Consider the following 21,741-nt stretch of genomic DNA (forward strand, 5'->3'; position numbering starts at 1 on the left):
GCCGCCTCAGGCGTTTTCCAGGACGATGCCTTCGATGATGTTGGCGACGTCCTCGCACTTGTCGGTGATCGTCTCGAGCTGCTCGTAGATCGCCTTCAGCTTGATCAGGCGCTTGACGTCGGTCTCGTCGCGGAACAGCTTGGACATCGCCGAGCGCATCACGCGGTCGGCCTCGGATTCCAGCTGGTCGATCTGCTGCGCGGTCTTCAGGATGGTGCTGGCGTTGCCCATGTCCTCGAGCAGGCCCACCGCGATCTTGACCTGGTCGCAGCACTGCACGCAGATCGCGGCCAGGCGCAGCGCCTCGTCGGTCAGGTTGGTCACGTCATACAGCGAGATGGTCTCGGCCACGTCTTCCATCAGGTCCAGGATGTCGTCCATGGTCGTGATGAGCTTGTGGATCTCGTCGCGGTCCAGCGGCGTGATGAAGGTCTTGTGCAGCAGGTCGATGGTGTCGTGCGTGATCCGGTCGGCCTTCTTTTCGGTGGCCTGGACGCGCCGGGCATGGGCCTCGGCGTTGGGCAGGTCGTTGACCAGGGCCTGCAGTTCATGCGCGGCGGTCACCGCGCAGTCGGCGTGCTGGTTGAAATATTCGAAGAACTTGCCCTCGGTGGGCATGAATCGGCCGAACATGGAATGTTCCTTGTGGCAGCGTGGTATCGCTGCGGATGGTGTTGCGGGATTAAGCGGACGCGAGCATGACCGCCGCGGATGGCGGCTGTCATCAAAGCGCAATATTTTACAGGGTTAGCGGGACATTGCCCGCGTATTTGGCACAAACGAGACGGGCAGGCACGGCAAATGGCCGACCCGCTTGACTTCGTCAGGTGTCGTTGTCGAAGAAGGCCGGGCCGCCGCTGAAGTTGTCGAACTTCGTGAACTGGCCGAGGAAGGTCAGGCGCACGGTGCCGATCGGGCCGTTACGCTGCTTGCCGATGATGATTTCGGCGGTGCCCTTGTCCTGCGAGTCGGCGTTATAGACTTCGTCGCGGTAGATGAACAGGATCACGTCGGCATCCTGTTCGATAGCGCCCGATTCGCGCAGGTCCGACATCACCGGGCGCTTGTTGGGGCGCTGTTCCAGGCTGCGGTTCAGCTGCGACAGCGCGATCACCGGGCAATTCAGCTCCTTCGCGAGGCCTTTCAGGGAACGCGAAATTTCTGAAATCTCAGTGGCGCGGTTCTCGCCGCCGCCGGAGCCCGACATCAGCTGAAGGTAGTCGATGATGATCAGCCCCAGCTGCCCGCACTGGCGCGCCAGGCGCCGCGAACGGGCGCGCAGTTCCATCGGGTTCAGCGCCGGGGTTTCGTCGATGAACAGCTGGGTGTCGTTCATGCGCTGGATCGCGTGCGTCAGCCGCGGCCAGTCCTCGTCGAGCAGGCGCCCGGTGCGCAACCGGTGCTGGTCGAGCCGGCCGACCGAGCCCAGCATACGCATGGCCAGCTGCGTGCCCGCCATTTCCATCGAGAACACCGCCACCGGCAGGCCCTGCTCCACCGCCACGTGCTCGCCGATGTTCAGCGAGAACGCGGTCTTGCCCATCGACGGGCGGCCGGCAACGATGATCAGGTCGCCCGGCTGCATGCCGCTGGTCATCTTGTCCAGGTCGATAAAGCCGGTCGGCACGCCGGTGACGTCGGTGGTCGAATCGCGGTGATACAGCTCGTCGATGCGCTCCACCACCTGGGTCAGCAGCGGCTGGATTTCCTGGAAGCCTTTCTGCCCGCGCGAGCCCTCTTCGGCAATCGCGAAGACCTTGGATTCGGCCTCGTCGAGCAGTTCGCGCACCTCGCGCCCCTTGGGGGCGAATGCGGCCGAGGCGATATCGTCTGCCACCGTCACCAGCTTGCGCAGCACCGAGCGCTCGCGCACGATTTCCGCGTAGCGGCGGATATTGGCCGCGCTGGGGGTGTTCTGCGCCAGCGAGTTCAGGTACGCCAGCCCGCCCACCTCTTCGGCCTTGCCGGCCACCTGCAGCATCTCGTAGACCGTGATCACGTCGGCCGGCTTGGTCGCCGAGATCAACCGGGCGATGCTCTGAAAGATCATCCGGTGGTCGAACCGGTAGAAGTCCGCCTCGGAAAGGAAGTCCGCGATGCGGTCCCAGGCGGCATTGTCCAGCAGCAGGCCACCGAGCACCGATTGCTCGGCTTCGATGGAGTGCGGCGGAACCTTGAGGTTATCGAGTTGGGGGTCGGCGACGGGCGCGTTCATGGGGAGGGATTATAACGGCGGGTGGACACACTTCGCCGGACATTTGGCAATAGCGCCGTCCGGCGCCGCCTGGCAACCGGGCAACAAAAAAGGCAGGAGCCGGGGCTCCTGCCTTCTTGCAATGCTTGCGGGGCTTTGGCCGGCGCGGTGCGCCGGCCGGAGCGGCGCGTCCTTAGACGCTCTCGCCCACCACCGACACGGTCACGTCGACCACGACGTCCGTGTGCAGCGCAACGCTGACCGGATGGTCGCCAACCGTCTTCAGCGGACCGTTCGGCAGACGAACCTGCGCCTTTTCCAGCTTGTAGCCTTGGCCAGCCAGGGCTTCAGCGATGTCGGCGTTGGTCACCGAACCGAACAGGCGGCCGTCCACACCCGACTTCTGGGTGATCTGGACGTTCAGGCCGTTCAGCTTCTCGCCTTCGGCTTGCGCGGCGGCCAGCTTCTCGGCAGCGGCCTTTTCCAGCTCGGCGCGCTTGACTTCGAATTCGGCGATCGCGCTTTGCGTGGCGCGGCGGGCCTTCTTGCCCGGGATCAGGAAGTTACGGGCGTAACCGTCCTTCACCTTGACGATGTCACCCAGGTTGCCCAGGTTGACGACTTTTTCCAGCAGAATGATTTGCATCGTGTTCTCTCCTTGACGGACCTAGGGCCTGATCAGTTCTTGTGCAGGTCGGTGTACGGCATCAGCGCGAGGAAACGCGCGCGCTTGATGGCCGTATCCAGCTGACGCTGATAGTGAGCCTTGGTACCGGTCAGGCGGGCCGGCGTGATCTTGCCGTTGTCGCCGATGAAGTCCTTCAGGGTGTCCAGATCCTTGTAGTCGATCTGTTCGACGCCAGCCACGGTGAAGCGGCAGAAGCGCTTGCGCTTGAACAGCGGGTTCTGTTGCTGGAAGCGCTTCTTGTTCTTGTTGTCACGTTTGACGAATGCCATGATTCAATCCTTTTCGAATGCTTTACATCCAGTGATGTGAAAGACGAGAGCCTTGCTGTTGCGGTGCTTGCGCGCCAGGAAACCTTCGCAGTCGAGCAGCGTGCCGAGCGGAAGCCGCTCCAGACGCTGGCCAACCTGGCCGATCCCCATCGCAGCGATTGCAAACTCGACCTGCCGCGGCGTCTGTGCCTCGACGGCCTCGCCGCTGTACTGCAGGATGCAGTTCACGACGGGGACCCCGGCCGGGGTATAGCGCAGGGCATCGCGTTCCGCCAGGGTGGCGGCAAGCCGAAGCTGGTTCAACGCGGGGCCTCTTGCTGGTTGCAATCGTTGCGGTTTCCGCTCGTGCCCCGGCCGACGCTGTCAGCCACGGCGCGCACCGCAGTCCGCACTCAGGCGGCCTGGCCTTCGGTGGTCGTTTGCGCGGCCTTGCGGGCTTCTTCGCGCTGCACTTCCTTCATCATCGGCGAAGGTGCGGTCTCGGCCTTCTTGGTCTGCACGATCAGGTGGCGCAGGACGGCGTCGTTGAACTTGAACGCGTGTTCCAGTTCAGCCAGCGTTTCCTTGCCGCATTCGATGTTCAGGCAAACGTAGTGAGCCTTGGCCAGCTTCTGGATCATGTAAGCCATCTGGCGACGGCCCCAGTCTTCCACGCGGTGAACGTTGCCGTTCTGCGAGGTCACGAGCTGCTTGTAGCGCTCGATCATGGCCGGCACTTGTTCGCTCTGGTCCGGGTGGACGATGAAGACGATTTCGTAATGACGCATTGACGCTCCTTTTGGGATTAGCCACCCGGGCGTCACGAGTCCGGTGTGGCAAGGTTGAATAGCCTTAAATTATAGCCCGCCCTGCATCAACAACGCAAGCCGCTGATTTCACGGGCAAATCAGGCGCTGGCAAAGACCGACTGCAGCCGCTCCGGGTCGCGCGCCAGCCCGGCATCCGCCGCCAGGGCCAGCGCCAGCAACACGCGCGCCTTATAGGGATTGAGGTCGGCAGCTGACACGAACACACCGTCGGCAGGACTAGGCTGCGGCGGGATCGCCACATGCCCCGCACCGGTGCGCGAGCTGCGCACCACCGCCACTCCGGCCGCCGCGGCATCGGCAAGGGCAGCTGCCAGCATCTCATGGATCGAGCCATTGCCGGTCGCGGCCACAACCAGGCCGGCGACGCCGGCCCGCACCAGCGCATCCACCACCGCCCTGCCCGGCTGCGCGTAGCTTGCCAAGATCTCCACCACCGGCCACGCCGCCGGCATCGGCCCGATGGGCGCAGCCGCCCGGGGCGCCCGGGCAAAGCGCACGTAGTCGTCCTGCACGAACCCCAGCGGCCCGCACGGCGAGACAAAGGCATCGACCGCCGACGTATGCGCCTTGGCCACGTCCCGTGCCGCGTGGATCTGCTGGTTCAGCACCGCCAGCACACCCTTGCCGCGCGCATCCGGATGGGCGGCGACGCGCACCGCATCCAGCAGGTTCAGCGGCCCGTCGGCCGACAACGACGTCGACGGACGCATCGCGGCGGTCAGGACCACTGGCACCGGACACGATTGCGTCAGGTGCAGCGCCATCGCAGTTTCTTCCAGCGTGTCGGTGCCGTGCGTGATCACGATGCCCGCAACGTCAGGCTGCGCCGACCAGTGCCCGACCCGCGCCGCCAGTGTTTGCCACAGCGCGAAGGTCATGTCCTTGCTGTCGACCTGCGCCACCTGCTCGGCCTCGATGCGGGCCACCGACTGCAGGGGCGGCACCGCAGCCAGCAATGAGGACACCGGCACGGTCGCCGCCTGGTAGCGGGCGCTGCTGGCGGCGCTGCCGGCGGCGCCGGCGATGGTGCCGCCAGTGGCCAATACGACGATGCGAGGCAATTGGGTCATGGGAGCGCGCAACGATTTAGTTCTGGATAAAGGAAAGGCGATTGTAGCGGGCGGACACGCCCTGGCGGAGCCCGCATCAGGTGCCTTGACCAGCGTCCATGCGACACGCCTCAAAATTCTGCTTGCACTGACGCCGATACTGTATAAAATCACAGCATACTGTTTAAACATACAGTGCCCGGCCCGCCGGATGCTGGATGGACGGACCAGAGCCTCCGTCATCCACACCAGCGGCCCTGCACGGAACGGCGATCCCATGGCGACCCTGACACCCCGGCAGCAGCAGATTTTCGATCTGATCCGCAACACGATCCGCCGTACCGGCTTCCCCCCTACCCGCGCCGAGATCGCAGCAGAGTTCGGTTTCTCCTCGCCCAATGCCGCCGAAGAACATTTGCGGGCGCTGGCCCGCAAAGGCGTGATCGAACTGACGCCGGGCGCGTCGCGTGGCATCCGCCTGAAGGTCTCACGCAGCGATTCGGAGCTGCCGGACCAATTCTCGTTGCCAATGGCCGGCGTATTGCAGCTGACGCTGCCGCTGGTGGGCCGCGTCGCAGCCGGCAGCCCCATCCTGGCCGCCGAACATATCGACCGCCAGTACCAGGTGGATGCCTCGGTCTTCGATGAGCGACCGGATTACCTGCTGCGCGTGCGCGGGCTAAGCATGCGCGACGCCGGCATCCTCGACGGGGACCTGCTCGCCGTGCGCCGCGCCAGCGAGGCCGCCAACGGCAAGATCGTGGTGGCGCGACTGGGCGACGACGTCACCGTCAAGCGCCTGCAGCGGCGCGGTGGCCATATCGAACTGATCGCCGAGAACCCGGACTTCACCAACATCATCGTCGAGCCCGGTGAAGAGTTCTCGCTGGAAGGCATCGCCGTCGGGCTGATCCGCTCTTCCGGCTTCTAGCCGGGCACCATCGCGGGCGCTTTGCCTGCGCGGGCCCACCCGCTTCCATTGCTTTGCAGACGCCGCCCGGCTCGCCGGGTGTTGACCCCGCTTTGCCTAAAAAGAGGTGCCACCATGCCGCAAATCCACCACGTCGCCGCCCGTCGTCCGGTCAAGCCCGTGCCGTTTCGCCAGAGCAAGGGTGTACGTGTCTACCAGGGTACGCAGCGCCGTACCATGGTGGGCAGCATGGCGGCCATCTGCCGCATGCTGGAACTTGAAACCACCGAAAAGCTGGCCGCCTGACTGATATCGCCAGACGCTTGCCGCGTCGCCGGCGCTCTGTCCCGCTCAGCTACGCGCGCACGCCTTGGCTTCGGCCTCGAGTTCCGTCGGCGTCAGCTGGGGAAACCAGGTATCGGTCTTGCGTAGTTCCAGCGCCGTGCCATCGGCCTGTGCCGTCAGAGAGATCAGGTAGGCGTATTGATATTCACCGCTTGACGCGCTCTGGCCGATACGGATCTCGGTCTGGTTTTTTGCCGGCAACTGGACCAGCGTAGCTTCATCGCCCAGATTGTTGCGCAGGCATTTCGCGACTTCCGCCATCTTGACCGGCGTAAACAACCGCATCGGCGGGCGAGCGCGGACGTCCTTCTCCGAAGTGCCAGTGGCACACCCTGCCACCATGGTTGCCATCGCTGCGCCAATCAGTGCCGTTCGAACCAACATACCACCCCCGGGGAATGCAAAACGGCGCCCTTGGGAGGCACCGTTCTGGAGAATGCTTGGGTTGGCTGGATAGGACTCGAGTCCACGACGACGGGAACTTGCCATCCCGGCGTCTATCGCCATTGACCCAAAACCAACGCTTATGGCCTCGCCTTGTTCCGCACTGGCGCTGAAATCTCACAGCATTCGTGCGGGTTTTGCGGGAGCCGGGTGCGGATTCTAACCCGCGCGCGCGCCAGGCGCCATCTCGATCTTTGCGCCATGAGTCCGCAGCGGCTGTGGCGCTGCGAGGCTCACCAGCGCTGGCACTCGCGCCTGAATGATGGGACTCGAACCCATGGCCCTTTTTCATCCCCGGCGCCCATCTCATTCCTTCGATGGATAGCGTGCTCAGCCGGATATGGGACACAGTTTGCCATACCAGGCCAACTGAGAGCCTCCCATAATGAAATTCCAATCGCTACAGATGCTCCGGGGGATTGCGGCCATGTGGGTTGTCGCCTACCACATGCAGGATCACTTCGACCCACTTGCCGCGGCATTGCCGTTCAGCGCGTCTGACCTGTTGCGCAAGGGATATATTGGCGTCGACCTGTTCTTTGTGATCAGCGGCTTCGTGATCGCGTGGACCGCCTTATATAAGCCCGGCCCTCACGATGCACCCATACAATTCCTGCTTAAGCGATTGATCAGGGTAGCGCCGCCATATTGGGTTGCCACGCTCTATTTCGCGATGCTTAGAGATCTTCGCAGCATCGAATTAGAGCCACTCCTCCGCTCGCTCTTCTTCATTCCAATTGAGCCCAATGACGCACCCTTTTACGGATACCCCACCCTCCTGATTGGATGGTCTCTCAATTACGAAATCTATTTCTATCTTTCTTTTTCAATTCTCTTGTGCTTGAGCAGAAGGCTATCCCTTCAAATCGCATACTTCACCCTCACACCGATTATTCTGCCCACCGTATTTTCCGGAGGCGTTTCGCTCGACCCCGAGCATCTCTACAAAGAAATCTCAAACACGTATATCTTGCTGGCCACAAATCCTATCATCCTTGAATTCATGTTCGGCATGATCCTGGCAAGGCTCTATGGCATCCTTCCGGAGACCCTGAGCCGTTCCTACGCATGGCTCGTCCTGTTGGCATCGATAGTTCTTTTCACGGCAGCGTTCTTCCTGTACGAGCCTCGCATGAGTATTATTTTCAGGGGGCTACCATGCGCAGCCCTCGTGGCTGGCTTCATAGTAGCGGAACGATATAAGCTATTTTCGATACCGCGCCGCTTTTCTTACCTCGGCGAGATATCCTATAGCATTTACCTGACGCATCCGTTTGTACTGGTTTATTCAGGATCAATATATACGACAATTCCTGGCCAGAATTATGCACAAATGGCTCAATACTTACTATCACTAGCAGCAGTACTCTGCCTCGCCAGATTCTTCTACAAATACGTCGAACACCCCATACTCCAGCATGGAAAACGCATTCGCGTTGGTCATTGCCATACCACTCAACCAGCAGAGAATTCGACAGCATCGCGGGTTAAGTGATTGGCGGCTTCGCCCATTACCCCGAATCGTTTCGCTGGTCACCGCCATAAAGAGACCAGGGGGAACCCCTTGAGGTCAAAGGCACGGTGACGTGCATGGAGTCACGCATAGTCCAGTTGGGCGATCACGTCTCTTTAAGTGCGGTGTCTCCTCCCACCATGGTGGGCCCCGAAACCTCAGGTTTGTGCCGTCAAATGGCCTGCCGCATCTTCGTAAATGCTGGCTCGCGTGGACTGGAGATCTACTCCAGCAGGGGTTATGAAGAGACCCAGCAACTAGACTGGCCTATAAACCTCAGGAGCCAAATCATGCCGCGCAAGCACGTGCATATCGTATCCGCCGGAGACCGCTGCCGTTGTGGCCCGACGGCGGGCATGGCCGCGAGACGTTCCGGTCCCTTGAGTACGCTATCACTGCCGGAGCCAAGAAGGCACAGCAAAGGCACGTGGAACTACTGATTCACGGCCGCGACGGTCACGTCAAACAGCGAAGGAATTTCAGCGAAGCATAGTCACCTGGTAGGGAGGGCGCCATGGCACGCCCAGGGCCACCGGCGCCGACACTGGCCGAGCCCCGACCTATGCTCTTGTGCGAGCGTAAGACCATCCCGCGCGGGCCTGGCTGGCACTTCGAGTCAAGTACGGCGGCTATCGGCTGCTTGCCACCACCGGCGACGCGCCGCCTAGAACGTGAAAGTAAAAAAGCCCACCGCAAGGGTGGGCTTTCCGGGAAGGATCTTCCAAAAACGGCCACAAGTTGGGGATGCCTAACCTGCAAACCGTTGAAATTCTTGGGGTGGCTGATGGGACTCGAACCCACGACGACAGGAATCACAATCCTGGACTCTACCAACTGAGCTACAGCCACCGTAGAGGTCATCAGCGAAGCGCTGATCGACGAAAAACAAGATTATACAAACAGTTTTTCGAGATGGCTAGTATCCCGCACAAAAAATTTTGCGGGACATCGCTCAGGAGCGCGACGGGCTCCACTTCGCCTCGAGCAGCACCGCCTGCTTGATTGCCGCGATGGTCTCAGCTTCGGTATCGAACTGGCCCAGCAGTCGCCGCGACTTGCCGTTCAGCACGGCCTCCTGCAACGCTTTGCCCGCGGCTTCCGAGGTGCCCGGGTGCCAGCAGTAGCGCGCCGTCCATTTGCCATCCTGAAGCTGCTCGGCCACCCAGATCACCCTGAAGTCTTCATAGACGATGCCGAACGGCGCTTCTTTTTCCACGTTGTCTTTGTCCATGCTGCCTCCCTGCCCGCACGGTCCGCATCCATGCCTGGTCTCGCCCGGGGGGCGTGCGGAAATCGTATCACGGGTCGTGGATGACTTCCGGCCTCGCTTGCCAGCCAAATATGCTGCGCACAGCCCCTACCTCTGCAGGGTTCATGCAGCACGTGCCCAAAGCGATACTCGAGTCCGAGGGACATTGACCCCCCTCGACCTTCCCGTCAGGCGGCCCGCCCCATGGGCCGCCTGCCTCTTTTTCCTTCCACTTGGTAACCGTTGCTGAAGTCTCTTTGCCGGCCCTGCCGGCGATGGAACCTCCCGGCCACGCACGAGCCCAACCGAGGTGATCGAACGCAGGGGGCAAGCCATGCAGAACAAGTGTAGATGGAGGACGAGGATGCTTGCCGTGGCGGCACTGGCGGCCTTGCTGGGCGGATGCGCGGCGGGCGGCGGTGGCGACGGCAGGGAATCCAGCATCACGACTTATGGGACGCTGGACATCGGCATCAGCCATACGCGATAGCACCCGCGATGCGCTTCCAGCGAAAATTTTGCGTGACCGAAGGAACGCTTGAGCGGAAGACCGGTCAAACCCGTTCAACCTGGAGGTGCCGTGCGAGCGCGCAAAAAAAGAGTCCGCAACGCGGACTCTTAAATTTAGCGATCTCAAATGCCCTGAAGGCCGTTGCACTGTAACTGCCCTGCAGGGAACGCACCATTCGGGTAAACGAAGAGCGCAATGCCGCAGCAGCGGGCGCCCAAAAAAAAGCCCGCCGGAGCGGGCTAATAATCAGTTGAAGAAAGCCCTGTATTCGAGGGCAGGCACAGTGTAAGAAAGTGCCCTGCCTCAGCGAATTAGGGGAATCCCTTTCCGGACGCCGGTTTCCGGGCGATCCGGCACCTCATGTGCGGCGCGCGGGACCCGCGCGCCGCCATGCATATTTTCCCGATTCGAAATTAGAGCGCAGCCTCTGCACCGCACGAGGCCAGGCGCGTTTACGCCGCCAGCGGCTCTTGCGCGTGCGGGCGCAAATGCGTGCGCGCCTCTTCGAACAGCGCATCCACCTCGGCCCGCGTGCGGGCCGCATGCATGCGCTTCGCATCGGACAGCACGCGACGCCAGCCACGTCCGCCGGCGATGCCGCGATGCAGGCCGAGCATGTGCCGCGTCACGGCGCCCATGTATCCGCCCTGCTCAACGACGTCGCCGATATAGCGCTGCATCGCCAGTTCAACATCGAGCCGCGACGGCACCGGCGCATTGGCATCGCCATAGAAGCGCGCGTCCATTTCCGCGAGGATGTACGGCTGGTGATATGCCTCGCGTCCGATCATGACGCCATCGACGTGCTCGAGGTGGACTGCGATTTCGTCATGGCTGACGATGCCGCCGTTGATCAGGATCTCGAGCTCCGGAAATTCGCGCTTGAGCTGGTAGGCCACCTCATAGCGCAGCGGCGGAATCTCGCGGTTTTCCTTCGGACTGAGGCCTTTCAGGATCGCATTGCGCGCGTGCACGATAAACGTGCCGCAACCCGCCTGCGCCACCTTGCCGACAAAATCCCGGACGAAATCGTAGTGCTCGATCTTGTCGATGCCGATGCGATGCTTCACGGTCACCGGTATCGCCACCGCATCGCGCATCGCCTTCACGCAGTCCGCCACCAAATCCGGCTCCGCCATCAGGCAGGCCCCGAAGGCGCCGCGCTGCACACGCTCGGACGGGCAGCCGCAGTTCAGGTTGATTTCCGCATAGCCCCACTGCTGGCCCAGCTTCGCCGCCATGGCGAGGTCGGCCGGCTCGCTACCACCCAACTGCAGCGCTACCGGATGCTCGGCAGCATCGAAATCGAGATGGCGCGGCACGTCGCCATGCAGCAGCGCGCCGGTGGTCACCATCTCGGTATACAGCCAGGTGTGGCGACTGAGCTGGCGATGGAACATGCGGCAATGGCGGTCGGTCCAGTCCATCATCGGCGCAACCGAAATGCGGCGGGGATTTACGTTCATGGAAATACAGCAATTGGAGGGGTCCGGACGCGGCAGCGTCGCCAGCCCAGGCCGGCAGCGCCGTGACATATGAAGATCACGGCACCCCCGGGGCCGATGGGCCAGGCGCGCGACGCGTGGCGGCCCGCGCGAAGACGTGAGTATAGGCTACCGCGCCAAGCTCTGCTGCGTCCGGCGGCGTGCCGCTCAGCGCGGCGCGGTGCGCTCGATCCAGGCCGCAAACGACGTCATGAACTTGCCCAGGAAGCCCCTGGTCGACTCGTTGGCAATCCCGCCCTGCTCGTCGAACAGCTTGTCCACGCCGCTGATATACGCCTCCGGTTGCTGCAAGATGGGGATATTCAGAAACACCAGCGACTGGCGCAGATGGTGGTTGGCGCCGAAGCCGCCGATGGCGCCCGGCGATGCGCTGATGATGGCGCCGGGCTTGCCGTCCCAGACGCTGCTGCCATAGGGGCGCGAGCCCACGTCGATGGCGTTCTTCAGTGGCGCCGGCACCGAACGGTTGTATTCAGGGGTCACGAACAGCACGGCGTCGGCGCGACGGATGCGGTCGCGGAACGCGGTCCAGGCCTGGGTCGGCTTGTCGTCGAGGTCCTGGTTGTACAGCTCCAGGCCGCCGATCTCGACGATTTCCGGCCTGAGCTGCGCCGGCGCCAGCGCGATCAGCGCCTTGGCCAGCTTGCGGTTGTATGACTCCTTGCGCAGGCTTCCCACCAGTACAACGACATCACGAGGATCACTCATTACGGCTCCTTTGACGGTGTGGACGGATTGGCACAGGCGGCGCCCGCGCGCGGCATCGCCGTGCGCGGGCGCCAGACCCTGCCCGTCACTCTACCCGAGTCGGCGCCGGCGCGTTCCGTGCAGCGAGGTCAGGCAGGCTTGCCCAGTGCCGCCAGCGGGTGCTCCTCCTGGCGCCACGGGCTGTCGAAGAACGACAGCGCCTTCTCGCGGCTGACTTCGTCGAGCCGCGCGTATTGCCAGCGCGGCTTGTGGTCCTTGTCGACCGCCAGCGCGCGGATGCCTTCGACGCCGTCGCCCTTGCGGAACACGTAGTACATCATGTCCAGCTCCATGCGCAGCTCGTCTTCCAGCGACATGCTGCGCGCGCGGCGGATCTGCTCCAGCGTCACGCACAGCATCAGCGGCGAACGGCTGCGCAGCATGGCGGCGGTCTGCGCGGCCCAGTCTCCTGGCGTGTCGCTGACGGCGGCAACAATGTCCTGCGCGGTGTTGCCTGCGAACAGCGTGTCGATCTGCTCCGACAACCCGGCCAGCGTGCTCTGCGCGGGCACGCAATCGGCGCGGTGCGCGGTGGTGAAGGTTTCGATATGCGCCAGCACCGCATCGCCGCTGGCGAACTGCTGCGCGCGCAGCGAATCGACCAGTTCCGCCAGACGGTTTCCCGGCAGGTAGGCGTCGGCCAGGCCGGCATACAAGGCGTCGGCGGCGTGGATCAGGGTGCCGGTCAGGCCCAGGTATTCGCCGATGCGTCCGGGTGTGCGCGCGAGGAACCAGCCGCCGCCCACATCCGGGAACAGGCCGATATTGGTTTCGGGCATGGCCATCCTGGTGCGATCGGTGACCAGCCGCAGGCGCGCGCCCTGCGAGATGCCCATGCCGCCGCCCATCACCACGCCGTCCATCAGGGCGATATAGGGCTTGGCGTAACGGTGGATCAGGAAATTGAGCGCGTATTCCTCAACGAAAAACTGGTCGAGCAGCGGATCGCCCGCATGCGCCGCCTGATGGAAGTAGCGGATGTCGCCCCCGGCGCAGAACGCCTTGCCACCGGCACCGGCCACCACCACGGCAGCCACCTCGGGCGCTGCGGCCCAGTCCCGCAGCGCCTGCGTGATGGCGCGGATCATGTCCAGCGACAGCGCGTTGAGCGCCTGCGGGCGGTTCAGCGTCAGGTATCCGATGCCACCGCGGACCTCGGTCGTGACGAATTCAGTCATGTCGTACTCCTCCAATGCAACTGGCAATTTTACGCCAGTCACCTCGGCAAGCGCACGCGCGTGGGCAGCTTGCGGCGCATGCCGGCATGCATGCGCCCTGCCCGTTCAGGCCAGCCGGAACGTCGCCACCAGCGAGGTAAGCCGCTGCGCCTGCTCTTCCAGCGATGCCGCGGCCGCGGCGGCCTGCTCGACCAGCGCCGCATTCTGCTGCGTCATGCTGTCCATCTGCGACACCGCCACGTTGACCTGCTCGATGCCGTTTGACTGCTCGTCCGACGCCGCGCTGATATCGCCGATGATGGCGCTGACACGCTGCACCGCGTCGACGATGTCCTGCATCGCGCGCCCGGCCTCATCGACCAGCCCCGAGCCCTCGCGCACATTGGCCACCGAGGCGCCGATCAGCGCGCGGATCTCCTTGGATGCGCCGGCGCAGCGCTGCGCCAGGTCGCGCACGTCGCCCGCCACCACGGCAAAGCCGCGGCCATGCTCGCCGGCACGCGCGGCTTCCACCGCTGCGTTCAGCGCCAGGATATTGGTCTGGAACGCGATCTTCTCGATCACGTCGATGATGTCGACGATCTTGCCAGAGCTGGCGTCGATCGACTGCATGGTATTGACCACGCGCAGCACCGCATCGCTGCCGCGCCCGGCCAGGGTCGCGGCATCGCTGGCGAGCGCGCGCGCCTCGCGCGCGCTGTCCGCATTCTGGCGCACGGTGCTGGTCAGTTCTTCCATGCTCGAAGCGGTTTCCTCCAGCGACGCCGCCTGCTGCTCGGTGCGCTGCGACAGGTCCGCGTTGCCGCTGGCAATCTGCTTGCTGGCCGCGGCGATCGAATCGGCACCGCCGCGCACATCGCCCACCATGGCAACCAGGCTGGCCTGCATCCGGCCGAGCATGCCGAGCATGCGCGCGGTCTCGCTGCGCGCGGCTTCGTCGGCCAGCGCTGCGCCGGCCCGTTCGCCACCTGCAGCGGCAACGCTCAGGTCGCCACCGGCAATCCTTTCGAAGCGCGCAATCGCCGTATCCAGCGGCTGCACGATCGAGCGGCGCAGGCGCCATGCAACCACCGTGCTGAACACCAGCCCCGCTGCCAGCACGCACACGGACAGCGTGAACAGGTTGCGGTAGCGCTGCTGCGAGGCCTCGTAGACCTGTTTTGCGCTGGCCACCTGCAGCTTGTTCAGCTCGGTGTTGACGGCGGTGAAGGCGATATCGAGCTGCGGAATGGTTTCCAGCACTGCCTTCATTACGCCGTCGCGATCGCCGGCATGCAGCGCGGCGATCATCGGCGCCACGCCCTGCTTGAACAATGCATCGCGCTTGGCGGTAACGTCTTCAACCACCTTCGCTTCGTCGGCCGAACGCGGCAGCGCGAGATAGGCCTGCCAGGCCTTCTCCGAATCGCGCGCAAAGCCTTCGGCGGTCGCGGCGCGCGCCTTGGCGTCGGCGGGATCGGCGGCAAAGGTGGCCTGGTCCAGCAGCACGCGCACCAGCAACTGGTTCGAACGCGCTTCGGCCAGGTTGACCGCGGCCGACAGCTGCTGCCCATAGATCTGGTGCGTCGCCTCGTTGCTGCGCGACATGCCAAGCCAGCCAACGGCGCCGACAATCAGCAACAACAAATTTGTGACGATAGTAAGAAACCACAATCTGGCGCCGATAGTCGTGTTCCTGAACATGGATAAGGCTCCGGGGGAATAAGGAAACTGGAATGAAGGCGGCGCGCCGCGCCGCTGCCCTGTCCAACTACGGCGCCGGCGCCGCATCCTTTACCCGTATTGATGGCCTTCACACGCGTGACAGAATTGCGTGGCAGTACAGCATCGCCATCAAGTGGCGGAAGCGGCCCACCCGACACACAGCGCCACCGTTTGGAGGATGCCCTCGTGGCAATTTCCCGGCGAACGGGCACACTGCCGGGATGAACACCGCATCGCTCGATCCCGGACTCGTGCTGCTGGCCTTCGCGCCGGTCTTCGTGCTGACCATCGGCGCCGAAGCGTGGTACTGGGCGCGCCGCGACCCGGCCGTCTACAGCCTGCGCGACACGCTCTCCAACGCCGCGCTGGCGCTGATGCACCAGGCCTCGGACGCGTTCTTCCTCTGGCTGATGGTCCGCACCGTCTACACGTGGTGCTACGAGCAGGGCCTGCAGGCCGTGCCGCAGACGCTGTGGTCATTCGCGCTGCTGCTGTTGCTGCAGGACTTCCTCTACTACTGGTTCCATCGCGCCAGCCATCGCGTACGTTGGCTGTGGGCCTCGCACGTGACGCATCACTCGTCGGAGGGCATGAATTTCTCGACGGCGTTCCGGCAGAGCCTGACGTATCCGCTGTCCGGCATGTGGCTGTTCTGGATTCCGCTGGCGTATATCGGCTTCACGCCCGACTGGGTCATCCTTGCGGTGGGCCTGAACCTGGGCTTCCAGTTCTTTGTCCATACGCGACTCGGGCAACGCTGTCCCTGGGTCGAGCGGCTGCTGAACACGCCTTCGGTCCATCGCGTCCACCATGCAAAGAACCCGCAATACATCGACCGCAACTATGCCGGCGTGCTGACGATCTGGGACCGCCTGTTCGGTACCTTCGTCCCCGAACGCGAGGCGCCGGTCTACGGCATTACGCGCCAGGTGCGCAGCCATGATCCGCTGACGCTGACCTTCCACGAATGGCGCGACATGTTTGCCGATGCCTGGCGCGACCGCGACCCGCGCTACCTGTGGAAGCCGCCGGAATGGCGCAGCCCGCGCGCCGCCGCGCCGGCGACGCTGCCGGAAACGCAATAAAAAACCGCGCCTGGCAGGCGCGGTTTTTTTGGGCAGGTCCAGCTGCACAGGCGCTTATGCGCCTTCGCGGGCGGCACGCTTGCGCTCGTGCTCCTTCAGGTGGCGCTTGCGCAGGCGGATGCTCTTCGGCGTGAGCTCGACCAGTTCGTCGTCGGCGATGAATTCCACCGCGTATTCCAGCGACATCTGGATCGGCGGCACCAGGCGCACCGCTTCGTCGGTACCCGAGGCGCGCACGTTGGTCAGCTGCTTGCCCTTGATCGGGTTGACCACCAGGTCGTTGTCGCGGCTGTGGATGCCGATGATCATGCCTTCATACAGCGCATCGCCCGGCTTGACGAACATGCGGCCACGGTCCTGCAGCTTCCACAGCGCGTAGGCCACGGCGTCGCCGTCGTCCTGCGAGATCAGCACGCCGTTGTGGCGCTCGCCCAGGCCGCCTTCGCGCACCGGCGCGTAGTCGTCGAAGATATGGCTGATCAGGCCGGTGCCGCGCGTCAGCGTCAGGAACTCGCCCTGGAAGCCGATCAGGCCACGGGCCGGGATGCGGTATTCCAGGCGCGTACGGCCCTTGCCGTCCGACGCCATGTCGAGCAGTTCGCCCTTGCGGCGGCCCAGCTCTTCCATGATGCCGCCCTGGTGGCTGTCTTCGACGTCCACGGTCAGCAGTTCATACGGCTCGCACTTGACGCCGTCGATTTCCTTGAACACCACGCGCGGACGCGACACGGCCAGCTCGTAGCCTTCGCGGCGCATGTTTTCCAGCAGGATGGTCAGGTGCAGTTCGCCGCGGCCGGACACTTCGAAGATGGTGTCGTCGCCGGTATCGGCCACGCGCAGCGCCACGTTGGACTTCAGTTCGCGGTCCAGGCGCTCGCGCAGCTGGCGGCTGGTCACGAACTTGCCTTCACGGCCCGCCAGCGGCGAGGTGTTGACGCAGAAGTTCATGGTCAGCGTCGGCTCGTCCACCTTCAGCATCGGCAGCGCGTCCTGGGCCTCGGGCGCGCACACGGTGCAGCCGATGCCCAGTTCTTCGATGCCGTTGATCAGCACGATGTCGCCGGCTTCGGCTTCCTGCACGATTTCGCGCTCCAGGCCCTGGAACTTCAGCACCTGGTTGATGCGGCCCTTGATCGGGTTGCCTTCCGGGCCGAACTTGACCACCACGTCCTGCAGCGGACGGGCACGGCCACGCGAGATGCGGCCAACGCCGATCTTGCCGACGTAGCTTGAGTAGTCCAGCGAGATGATCTGCAGTTGCAGCGGACCGTCGCGGTCGTCGTCACGCACCGGCACCTTGTCGAGCACGGTCTCGAACAGCGGCTTCATGTCGCCGTCGCGCACGTCTTCGGTCAGGCCGGCAAAGCCGTTCAGGCCCGATGCGTAGATCACCGGGAAGTCCAGCTGCTCGTCGGTGGCACCGAGCTTGTCGAACAGGTCGAAGGTCTGGTTGATGACCCAGTCCGGACGCGCGCCCGGGCGGTCGATCTTGTTGACCACCACGATCGGCTTCAGGCCCAGCGCCAGCGCCTTGCGCGTGACGAAGCGGGTCTGGGGCATCGGGCCCTCGACCGCGTCGACCAGCAGCAGCACGCCGTCGACCATCGACAGCACGCGCTCCACTTCACCGCCGAAGTCGGCGTGGCCCGGGGTGTCGACGATATTGATATGGGTGCCGTTGTACTCGACGGCACAGTTCTTCGCGAGAATCGTGATCCCGCGTTCCTTTTCCAGGTCGTTCGAGTCCATCACCCGCTCGGCGACTTGCTGGTTGTCGCGGAAGGTGCCTGCCTGGCGCAGGAGCTGGTCGACCAGGGTGGTCTTGCCATGATCGACGTGGGCGATGATGGCGATATTTCGGATGGCGCGGGTCATTGCTGCGTCTCGCTAAGAACGGGGCCCTCGCATGGAGGGCCGGAGAATCTGAGGTAACCCAACATTCTAGCATGTTGCGGCGCAAGAAGCGTTGACGGGAACCGCCCCTGGCCAAGGGAAAATATTTGCTAATTCCGCAATGACCAATTTCCTTTCTTGCGGATCGTTAAACGTGAACATATATTTGCCACAGCAAAGATTGCAAAGGCAAAGATGTCACAAGCACCCGCTTCCGCTCCGCCAGCCTCCCCTGCCGGCTCGTTCGATCCCGCCCAGTACCAGATGTGCGACAGCGTCGGCTACCTGATGCAACGGGCCAAGAACATGCTGGCGCACGGCGTCGAGCAGGAGGTCAGCAGCCTGGACATCACCCACGCCCAGGCCAGCTGCCTGATGATGCTGGCCACCGGCCGTGCCTCGACCGTCACCGACCTGGGCCGCGAATTGAACACCGACATGGGCTCGGTCACGCGGCTGCTCAGCCGCATGGAAAAACGCGGCCTGATCGAGCGCCGCCGCCGCGACGCCGACCGCCGCGTGGTCGACCTGTCGGTGACGCCACAGGGCCAGGAACTGGTGCAGCAACTGCCGGCAATCTTCTGCAAGGTCCTTGCGCACCACTTTCGAGGTTTTTCCGAGGACGAGATCCAGTTGCTGCGCAGCATGCTGCGGCGGGTCATCGCCAACAGCGGGTAGCAGGCTGCGCGCCGGACTTCCGGCACGCCAGATCGTCCGCGTTGACCGGCCCGGCCGGACACCGCGAGCAGCCCGTAGAAACCGTATGGCTCCGCCACGGAGCAACGCCATGAAACCAGCTCTTTCCTTCCGATTTACCCAGCCTGCCAGTTCCCGCAAGCTGGCGCGCCGTGCCGGCACGCTCGCGCTGACCGCGATCGCGGCCGCGGCGCTGGCCGGCTGTGCGGCGCTTGGCAATTCGCACAGCACGCAGACCATGGCCGATCCGGCCGCGATGGCGACTTCGCAAACCCTGCCCGGCGAGCACGGCCAGTGGCCGTCGCAGGACTGGGTCGTCCAGTTCAAGGACCCGCAGCTGAGCGCGCTGGTCGACGAAGCGGTCAAGGACAATCCCAGCCTGCAGGCGGCCTTTGCCCGGGTGGAAGCGTCGCGCGCCATGGCCGAGGCCACGCGCAGCGCGCTCTACCCGCACCTGGAGTTCGAAGGCAGCCTGATCCGCCAGCGCTTCTCCGAGAAGGATCTGTTTGAAGGCACGCCGCTGGCGGGCTCGTGGCAGAACCAGTCGCGCCTGCAGGTGGGCCTGTCCTATGACTTCGACTTCTGGGGCAAGCACCGCGATGCGCTCGAAGCCGCGCTGTCGGATGACCGCGCCGCCGAGGCCGAAAGCCAGGCCGCGCGCCTGATCCTGGCAACGTCGATCTCGCGCAATTACGCGCGCCTGGCGGCGCTGTATGCGCAGCGCGACGTGGCCGAGCGCGCCATCGCCCAGCGCCGCGACCTCACCGAGCTGTCGCGCCAGCGCCTGGCCGCCGGACTGGACACGCAGGTGGAAACCACCCAGGCGCGCGGCACGGTGGCGGCCTCGCAGACCGACCTGCAGCGCGTCGACGAAGAGATCGCGCTGGCCCGCAACCAGCTCGCCGCGCTGCTGGGCAAGGGCCCGGACCGCGGCCTGCAGATCCAGCCGCCGGTATTGCTGGCCCAGGCCACGCCCACCCTGCCCGACGACCTGACCATCGGCCTGCTGGGCCGTCGCCCTGACCTGGTGGCGGCGCGCTGGCGCGTCGAGGCGGCATCCAAGGACATCAACGTCGCCAGGAAGGAATTCCTGCCCGACGTCAGCCTGACCGCCTTTGCCGGCCTGGCCGCGCTGGATCCTTCGAACCTGCTGATGGGCATCAGCCGCACCTTCGGCATCGGTCCGACCGTGCGCCTGCCGATCTTCGAGGGCGGCAGGCTGCGCGCCAACCTGAAGGGCAAGTACGCCGGCTACGACATTGCCGTGGCCAACTACAACCAGGCGCTGGTCGATGCCCTGCGCGAGACCGCCGATGTCATGACCAGCATCCGCAGCGTCGACAAGCAGATCCAGACCCAGCGCGAAGCGCTGGACCTGGCCGAGCACGCCTACGCGCTGGCCACCACGCGCTACAAGGCCGGGCTCGGAACGCAGCTGACCGTGCTCAACGCGGAAAGCAACGTGCTGCAGCAGCGCCGCCTGGCGACCGACCTGCAGGCGCGGCGGCTGGACCTGCAGATGGGCCTGATGAAGGCGCTCGGCGGCGGCTACCAGGAGCCGGCCGAAGGCCACGAGAGCGTCGCCCATGGGCCGGCGCAGCAGCCGGGCCACACCCAGGGCCACACCCAGGCGGGCGCCCGCGGCTGATCCGCGCACCCGGTGATCGCAGACAAGATTATCCAGAAGACATCATGAGCAACAACCAGCAAGCGGCCGGCACCAACACCCCCCAGCAAGCCACGGCCACCCCTCCCAACGGCAAGCGCAAGCGCATGCTGCTGTCGCTGACCGCGGCGATCGTCGTCGCCGGCATCGGCTACGGCGTGTACTGGGGACTGTATGCCCGCCATTTCGAAAGCACCGACGACGCCTATGTCGCCGGCAACGTGGTCCAGGTCACGCCGCTGGTGGCTGGCACCGTCGTGTCGATCGCGGCCGACGACACCCAGCTGGTCACCGCCGGCCAGCCGCTGATCCAGCTCGACCGCGCCGACACGCAGGTGGCGCTGGAACAGGCCGAGGCCCAGCTGGCACAGGCCGTGCGCGAAGTGCGCACGCTGTACGTCAATAACGGCTCGCTCGCCGCCAACGTGGCGCTGCGCGAAGCCGACGTGGCCAAGGCCCGCGACGACCTGCGCCGGCGCCAGGCCATCGCCGGCTCGGGCGCGGTGTCGAATGAAGAGATCTCGCACGCGCAAGCCGCGCTCAAGGGCGCCGAGTCGGCGCTGCTGGCCGCGCGCGAGCAGCTGGCATCGAACCAGGTGCTGACCGACCAGACCACGGTCGAGAACCACCCCAACGTGCAGCGCGCCGCCGCCAACCTGCGCTCGGCCTACCTGTCGTTCGCGCGCTCGGCGCTGCCCGCGCCGGTGACCGGCTACGTCGCCAAGCGCTCGGTGCAGGTCGGCCAGCGCGTGGCCGCCGGCGCGCCGCTAATGGCGGTGGTGCCGCTGGACCAGGTCTGGGTCGATGCCAACTTCAAGGAAGTGCAGATCACGCATATGCGCATCGGCCAGCCCGTGACGCTGGAAGCCGACGTCTATGGCTCCAGGGTCGAATACCGCGGCAAGGTCGCCGGCTTCTCGGCCGGCACCGGCTCGGCGTTTTCGCTGCTGCCGGCGCAGAACGCCACCGGCAACTGGATCAAGGTGGTGCAGCGCCTGCCGGTGCGCATCGCGCTGGATCCGCAGCAGCTCAAGGACCACCCGCTGCGCGTGGGCCTGTCGATGACGGTCAAGGTCGACGTGCGCCGCGAGCAAGGCGCCGCCATGGCCGCCGCCGCGCCGGCCCGGCCGATGCAGACCGACGTCTATGACAAGGTGGCGCAGGATGCCGACCAGCTGATCGCGCGCATCATCGCCGCCAACAACGGCGGCCGCGGCACCGGCCTGCCCTCGGCCAGCGCCGCTCACGCCAACGCCGCCAAGTCCGCCAAGCCCGCCAATACCTGA

Annotated in this window: 22 protein-coding genes and 1 tRNA gene; 8 read left to right on the plus strand and 15 right to left on the minus strand. The window is 64.6% G+C overall.

Annotated elements, in window-relative coordinates; genetic code table 11:
* Positions 1 to 6: 6 nt before the first annotated feature.
* From U9J39_RS09015 to U9J39_RS09045, 7 genes are all read right to left on the minus strand, one after another.
* Positions 7 to 633 (minus strand): DUF47 domain-containing protein, encoded by a 627-nt coding sequence (locus U9J39_RS09015; protein WP_010809517.1) that lies wholly within the window; start codon positions 631 to 633, stop codon positions 7 to 9.
* A gap of 190 nt (positions 634 to 823) precedes the next feature.
* Positions 824 to 2,215, minus strand: coding sequence for a replicative DNA helicase (locus U9J39_RS09020; RefSeq protein ID WP_018007703.1), 1,392 nt, complete (start codon positions 2,213 to 2,215; stop codon positions 824 to 826).
* Positions 2,216 to 2,387: 172 nt separating this feature from the next.
* Positions 2,388 to 2,840, minus strand: coding sequence for a 50S ribosomal protein L9 (rplI, locus tag U9J39_RS09025; protein WP_062800470.1), 453 nt, complete (start codon positions 2,838 to 2,840; stop codon positions 2,388 to 2,390).
* A gap of 32 nt (positions 2,841 to 2,872) precedes the next feature.
* A complete protein-coding gene (gene rpsR / locus U9J39_RS09030) occupies positions 2,873 to 3,151 on the minus strand; it encodes a 30S ribosomal protein S18 (protein WP_006163606.1) in 279 nt (92 codons plus the stop codon).
* A 3-nt stretch (positions 3,152 to 3,154) separates the two neighbouring features.
* The gene (gene priB / locus U9J39_RS09035) at positions 3,155 to 3,454 is read right to left on the minus strand and encodes a primosomal replication protein N (RefSeq protein WP_012353082.1); all 300 of its coding nucleotides are present in this window, start codon (positions 3,452 to 3,454) and stop codon (positions 3,155 to 3,157) included.
* An 89-nt stretch (positions 3,455 to 3,543) separates the two neighbouring features.
* Positions 3,544 to 3,918 carry a 30S ribosomal protein S6 gene (gene rpsF / locus U9J39_RS09040; protein ID WP_010809513.1) on the minus strand — a complete coding sequence of 125 codons (375 nt, stop codon included), beginning with the start codon at positions 3,916 to 3,918 and terminating at the stop codon, positions 3,544 to 3,546.
* Between the two features lie 119 nt (positions 3,919 to 4,037).
* Positions 4,038 to 5,030, minus strand: a complete 993-nt coding sequence (locus U9J39_RS09045) for an asparaginase (RefSeq protein ID WP_326346944.1) — start codon at positions 5,028 to 5,030, stop codon at positions 4,038 to 4,040.
* Positions 5,031 to 5,286: 256 nt separating this feature from the next.
* On the opposite strand from U9J39_RS09045, the gene lexA reads away from it, so the two are divergent.
* Complete coding sequence (lexA, locus tag U9J39_RS09050; protein ID WP_012353084.1) at positions 5,287 to 5,940, plus strand: transcriptional repressor LexA; 654 nt, start codon at positions 5,287 to 5,289, stop codon at positions 5,938 to 5,940.
* A 114-nt stretch (positions 5,941 to 6,054) separates the two neighbouring features.
* Positions 6,055 to 6,225, plus strand: coding sequence for a hypothetical protein (locus U9J39_RS09055; protein ID WP_012353085.1), 171 nt, complete (start codon positions 6,055 to 6,057; stop codon positions 6,223 to 6,225).
* A gap of 45 nt (positions 6,226 to 6,270) precedes the next feature.
* Here the strand turns inward: U9J39_RS09055 and U9J39_RS09060 are convergent, their stop codons facing one another.
* Positions 6,271 to 6,615 carry a hypothetical protein gene (locus U9J39_RS09060; protein WP_240987675.1) on the minus strand — a complete coding sequence of 115 codons (345 nt, stop codon included), beginning with the start codon at positions 6,613 to 6,615 and terminating at the stop codon, positions 6,271 to 6,273.
* Positions 6,616 to 7,093: 478 nt separating this feature from the next.
* On the opposite strand from U9J39_RS09060, the gene U9J39_RS09065 reads away from it, so the two are divergent.
* Complete coding sequence (locus U9J39_RS09065) at positions 7,094 to 8,203, plus strand: acyltransferase family protein (RefSeq protein WP_115709895.1); 1,110 nt, start codon at positions 7,094 to 7,096, stop codon at positions 8,201 to 8,203.
* A gap of 355 nt (positions 8,204 to 8,558) precedes the next feature.
* Positions 8,559 to 8,714 carry a DUF2188 domain-containing protein gene (locus U9J39_RS09070; protein ID WP_240991267.1) on the plus strand — a complete coding sequence of 52 codons (156 nt, stop codon included), beginning with the start codon at positions 8,559 to 8,561 and terminating at the stop codon, positions 8,712 to 8,714.
* Between the two features lie 280 nt (positions 8,715 to 8,994).
* Here the strand turns inward: U9J39_RS09070 and U9J39_RS09075 are convergent.
* The 6 genes from U9J39_RS09075 to U9J39_RS09100 all read right to left on the minus strand — a co-directional run bounded on the left by U9J39_RS09075 (position 8,995) and on the right by U9J39_RS09100 (position 15,094).
* A tRNA-His gene (locus U9J39_RS09075) sits at positions 8,995 to 9,070 on the minus strand.
* A gap of 103 nt (positions 9,071 to 9,173) precedes the next feature.
* Positions 9,174 to 9,452, minus strand: coding sequence for a hypothetical protein (locus U9J39_RS09080; RefSeq protein ID WP_172581744.1), 279 nt, complete (start codon positions 9,450 to 9,452; stop codon positions 9,174 to 9,176).
* A gap of 981 nt (positions 9,453 to 10,433) precedes the next feature.
* Positions 10,434 to 11,447 carry a tRNA dihydrouridine(20/20a) synthase DusA gene (dusA, locus tag U9J39_RS09085; RefSeq protein ID WP_116312714.1) on the minus strand — a complete coding sequence of 338 codons (1,014 nt, stop codon included), beginning with the start codon at positions 11,445 to 11,447 and terminating at the stop codon, positions 10,434 to 10,436.
* A 186-nt stretch (positions 11,448 to 11,633) separates the two neighbouring features.
* Positions 11,634 to 12,194, minus strand: coding sequence for an NADPH-dependent FMN reductase (locus U9J39_RS09090; RefSeq protein WP_115709902.1), 561 nt, complete (start codon positions 12,192 to 12,194; stop codon positions 11,634 to 11,636).
* Positions 12,195 to 12,322: 128 nt separating this feature from the next.
* Positions 12,323 to 13,411, minus strand: coding sequence for an enoyl-CoA hydratase/isomerase family protein (locus U9J39_RS09095; protein ID WP_115709904.1), 1,089 nt, complete (start codon positions 13,409 to 13,411; stop codon positions 12,323 to 12,325).
* Between the two features lie 105 nt (positions 13,412 to 13,516).
* The gene (locus U9J39_RS09100) at positions 13,517 to 15,094 is read right to left on the minus strand and encodes a methyl-accepting chemotaxis protein (RefSeq protein WP_116312716.1); all 1,578 of its coding nucleotides are present in this window, start codon (positions 15,092 to 15,094) and stop codon (positions 13,517 to 13,519) included.
* 242 nt (positions 15,095 to 15,336) lie between these two features.
* On the opposite strand from U9J39_RS09100, the gene U9J39_RS09105 reads away from it, so the two are divergent.
* The gene (locus tag U9J39_RS09105; RefSeq protein WP_116312717.1) at positions 15,337 to 16,200 is read left to right on the plus strand and encodes a sterol desaturase family protein; all 864 of its coding nucleotides are present in this window, start codon (positions 15,337 to 15,339) and stop codon (positions 16,198 to 16,200) included.
* Positions 16,201 to 16,254: 54 nt separating this feature from the next.
* Here the strand turns inward: U9J39_RS09105 and typA are convergent, their stop codons facing one another.
* Entirely contained in the window at positions 16,255 to 18,075 is a 1,821-nt protein-coding gene (gene typA, locus U9J39_RS09110) for a translational GTPase TypA (RefSeq protein WP_092309077.1), read from the minus strand.
* A 213-nt stretch (positions 18,076 to 18,288) separates the two neighbouring features.
* Here typA and U9J39_RS09115 point away from each other — a divergent pair, with 213 nt between their 5' ends.
* From U9J39_RS09115 to U9J39_RS09125, 3 genes are all read left to right on the plus strand, one after another.
* The gene (locus U9J39_RS09115; protein ID WP_115709910.1) at positions 18,289 to 18,771 is read left to right on the plus strand and encodes a MarR family winged helix-turn-helix transcriptional regulator; all 483 of its coding nucleotides are present in this window, start codon (positions 18,289 to 18,291) and stop codon (positions 18,769 to 18,771) included.
* Between the two features lie 109 nt (positions 18,772 to 18,880).
* Positions 18,881 to 20,437 (plus strand): efflux transporter outer membrane subunit, encoded by a 1,557-nt coding sequence (locus U9J39_RS09120; RefSeq protein WP_116312718.1) that lies wholly within the window; start codon positions 18,881 to 18,883, stop codon positions 20,435 to 20,437.
* Positions 20,438 to 20,481: 44 nt separating this feature from the next.
* The gene (locus U9J39_RS09125; RefSeq protein WP_115709914.1) at positions 20,482 to 21,741 is read left to right on the plus strand and encodes an HlyD family secretion protein; all 1,260 of its coding nucleotides are present in this window, start codon (positions 20,482 to 20,484) and stop codon (positions 21,739 to 21,741) included.

Origin of the sequence: Cupriavidus sp. SS-3, from assembly GCF_035818815.1 — a bacterium.
Taxonomy (GTDB): Bacteria; Pseudomonadota; Gammaproteobacteria; order Burkholderiales; family Burkholderiaceae; genus Cupriavidus; species Cupriavidus taiwanensis_C.

Bases quoted from the DNA above. Each gene is read 5' to 3' on its own strand.
- U9J39_RS09015 (WP_010809517.1), bottom strand. From the start codon at position 633: ATGTTCGGCCGATTCATGCCCACCGAGGGCAAGTTCTTCGAATATTTC.
- U9J39_RS09020 (WP_018007703.1), bottom strand. From the start codon at position 2,215: ATGAACGCGCCCGTCGCCGACCCCCAACTCGATAACCTCAAGGTTCCG.
- rplI (WP_062800470.1), bottom strand. From the start codon at position 2,840: ATGCAAATCATTCTGCTGGAAAAAGTCGTCAACCTGGGCAACCTGGGT.
- rpsR (WP_006163606.1), bottom strand. From the start codon at position 3,151: ATGGCATTCGTCAAACGTGACAACAAGAACAAGAAGCGCTTCCAGCAA.
- rpsF (WP_010809513.1), bottom strand. From the start codon at position 3,918: ATGCGTCATTACGAAATCGTCTTCATCGTCCACCCGGACCAGAGCGAA.
- U9J39_RS09045 (WP_326346944.1), bottom strand. From the start codon at position 5,030: ATGACCCAATTGCCTCGCATCGTCGTATTGGCCACTGGCGGCACCATC.
- lexA (WP_012353084.1), top strand. From the start codon at position 5,287: ATGGCGACCCTGACACCCCGGCAGCAGCAGATTTTCGATCTGATCCGC.
- U9J39_RS09055 (WP_012353085.1), top strand. From the start codon at position 6,055: ATGCCGCAAATCCACCACGTCGCCGCCCGTCGTCCGGTCAAGCCCGTG.
- U9J39_RS09060 (WP_240987675.1), bottom strand. From the start codon at position 6,615: ATGGCAACCATGGTGGCAGGGTGTGCCACTGGCACTTCGGAGAAGGAC.
- U9J39_RS09065 (WP_115709895.1), top strand. From the start codon at position 7,094: ATGAAATTCCAATCGCTACAGATGCTCCGGGGGATTGCGGCCATGTGG.
- U9J39_RS09080 (WP_172581744.1), bottom strand. From the start codon at position 9,452: ATGGACAAAGACAACGTGGAAAAAGAAGCGCCGTTCGGCATCGTCTAT.
- dusA (WP_116312714.1), bottom strand. From the start codon at position 11,447: ATGAACGTAAATCCCCGCCGCATTTCGGTTGCGCCGATGATGGACTGG.
- U9J39_RS09090 (WP_115709902.1), bottom strand. From the start codon at position 12,194: ATGAGTGATCCTCGTGATGTCGTTGTACTGGTGGGAAGCCTGCGCAAG.
- U9J39_RS09095 (WP_115709904.1), bottom strand. From the start codon at position 13,411: ATGACTGAATTCGTCACGACCGAGGTCCGCGGTGGCATCGGATACCTG.
- U9J39_RS09100 (WP_116312716.1), bottom strand. From the start codon at position 15,094: ATGTTCAGGAACACGACTATCGGCGCCAGATTGTGGTTTCTTACTATC.
- U9J39_RS09105 (WP_116312717.1), top strand. From the start codon at position 15,337: ATGAACACCGCATCGCTCGATCCCGGACTCGTGCTGCTGGCCTTCGCG.
- typA (WP_092309077.1), bottom strand. From the start codon at position 18,075: ATGACCCGCGCCATCCGAAATATCGCCATCATCGCCCACGTCGATCAT.
- U9J39_RS09115 (WP_115709910.1), top strand. From the start codon at position 18,289: ATGTCACAAGCACCCGCTTCCGCTCCGCCAGCCTCCCCTGCCGGCTCG.
- U9J39_RS09120 (WP_116312718.1), top strand. From the start codon at position 18,881: ATGAAACCAGCTCTTTCCTTCCGATTTACCCAGCCTGCCAGTTCCCGC.
- U9J39_RS09125 (WP_115709914.1), top strand. From the start codon at position 20,482: ATGAGCAACAACCAGCAAGCGGCCGGCACCAACACCCCCCAGCAAGCC.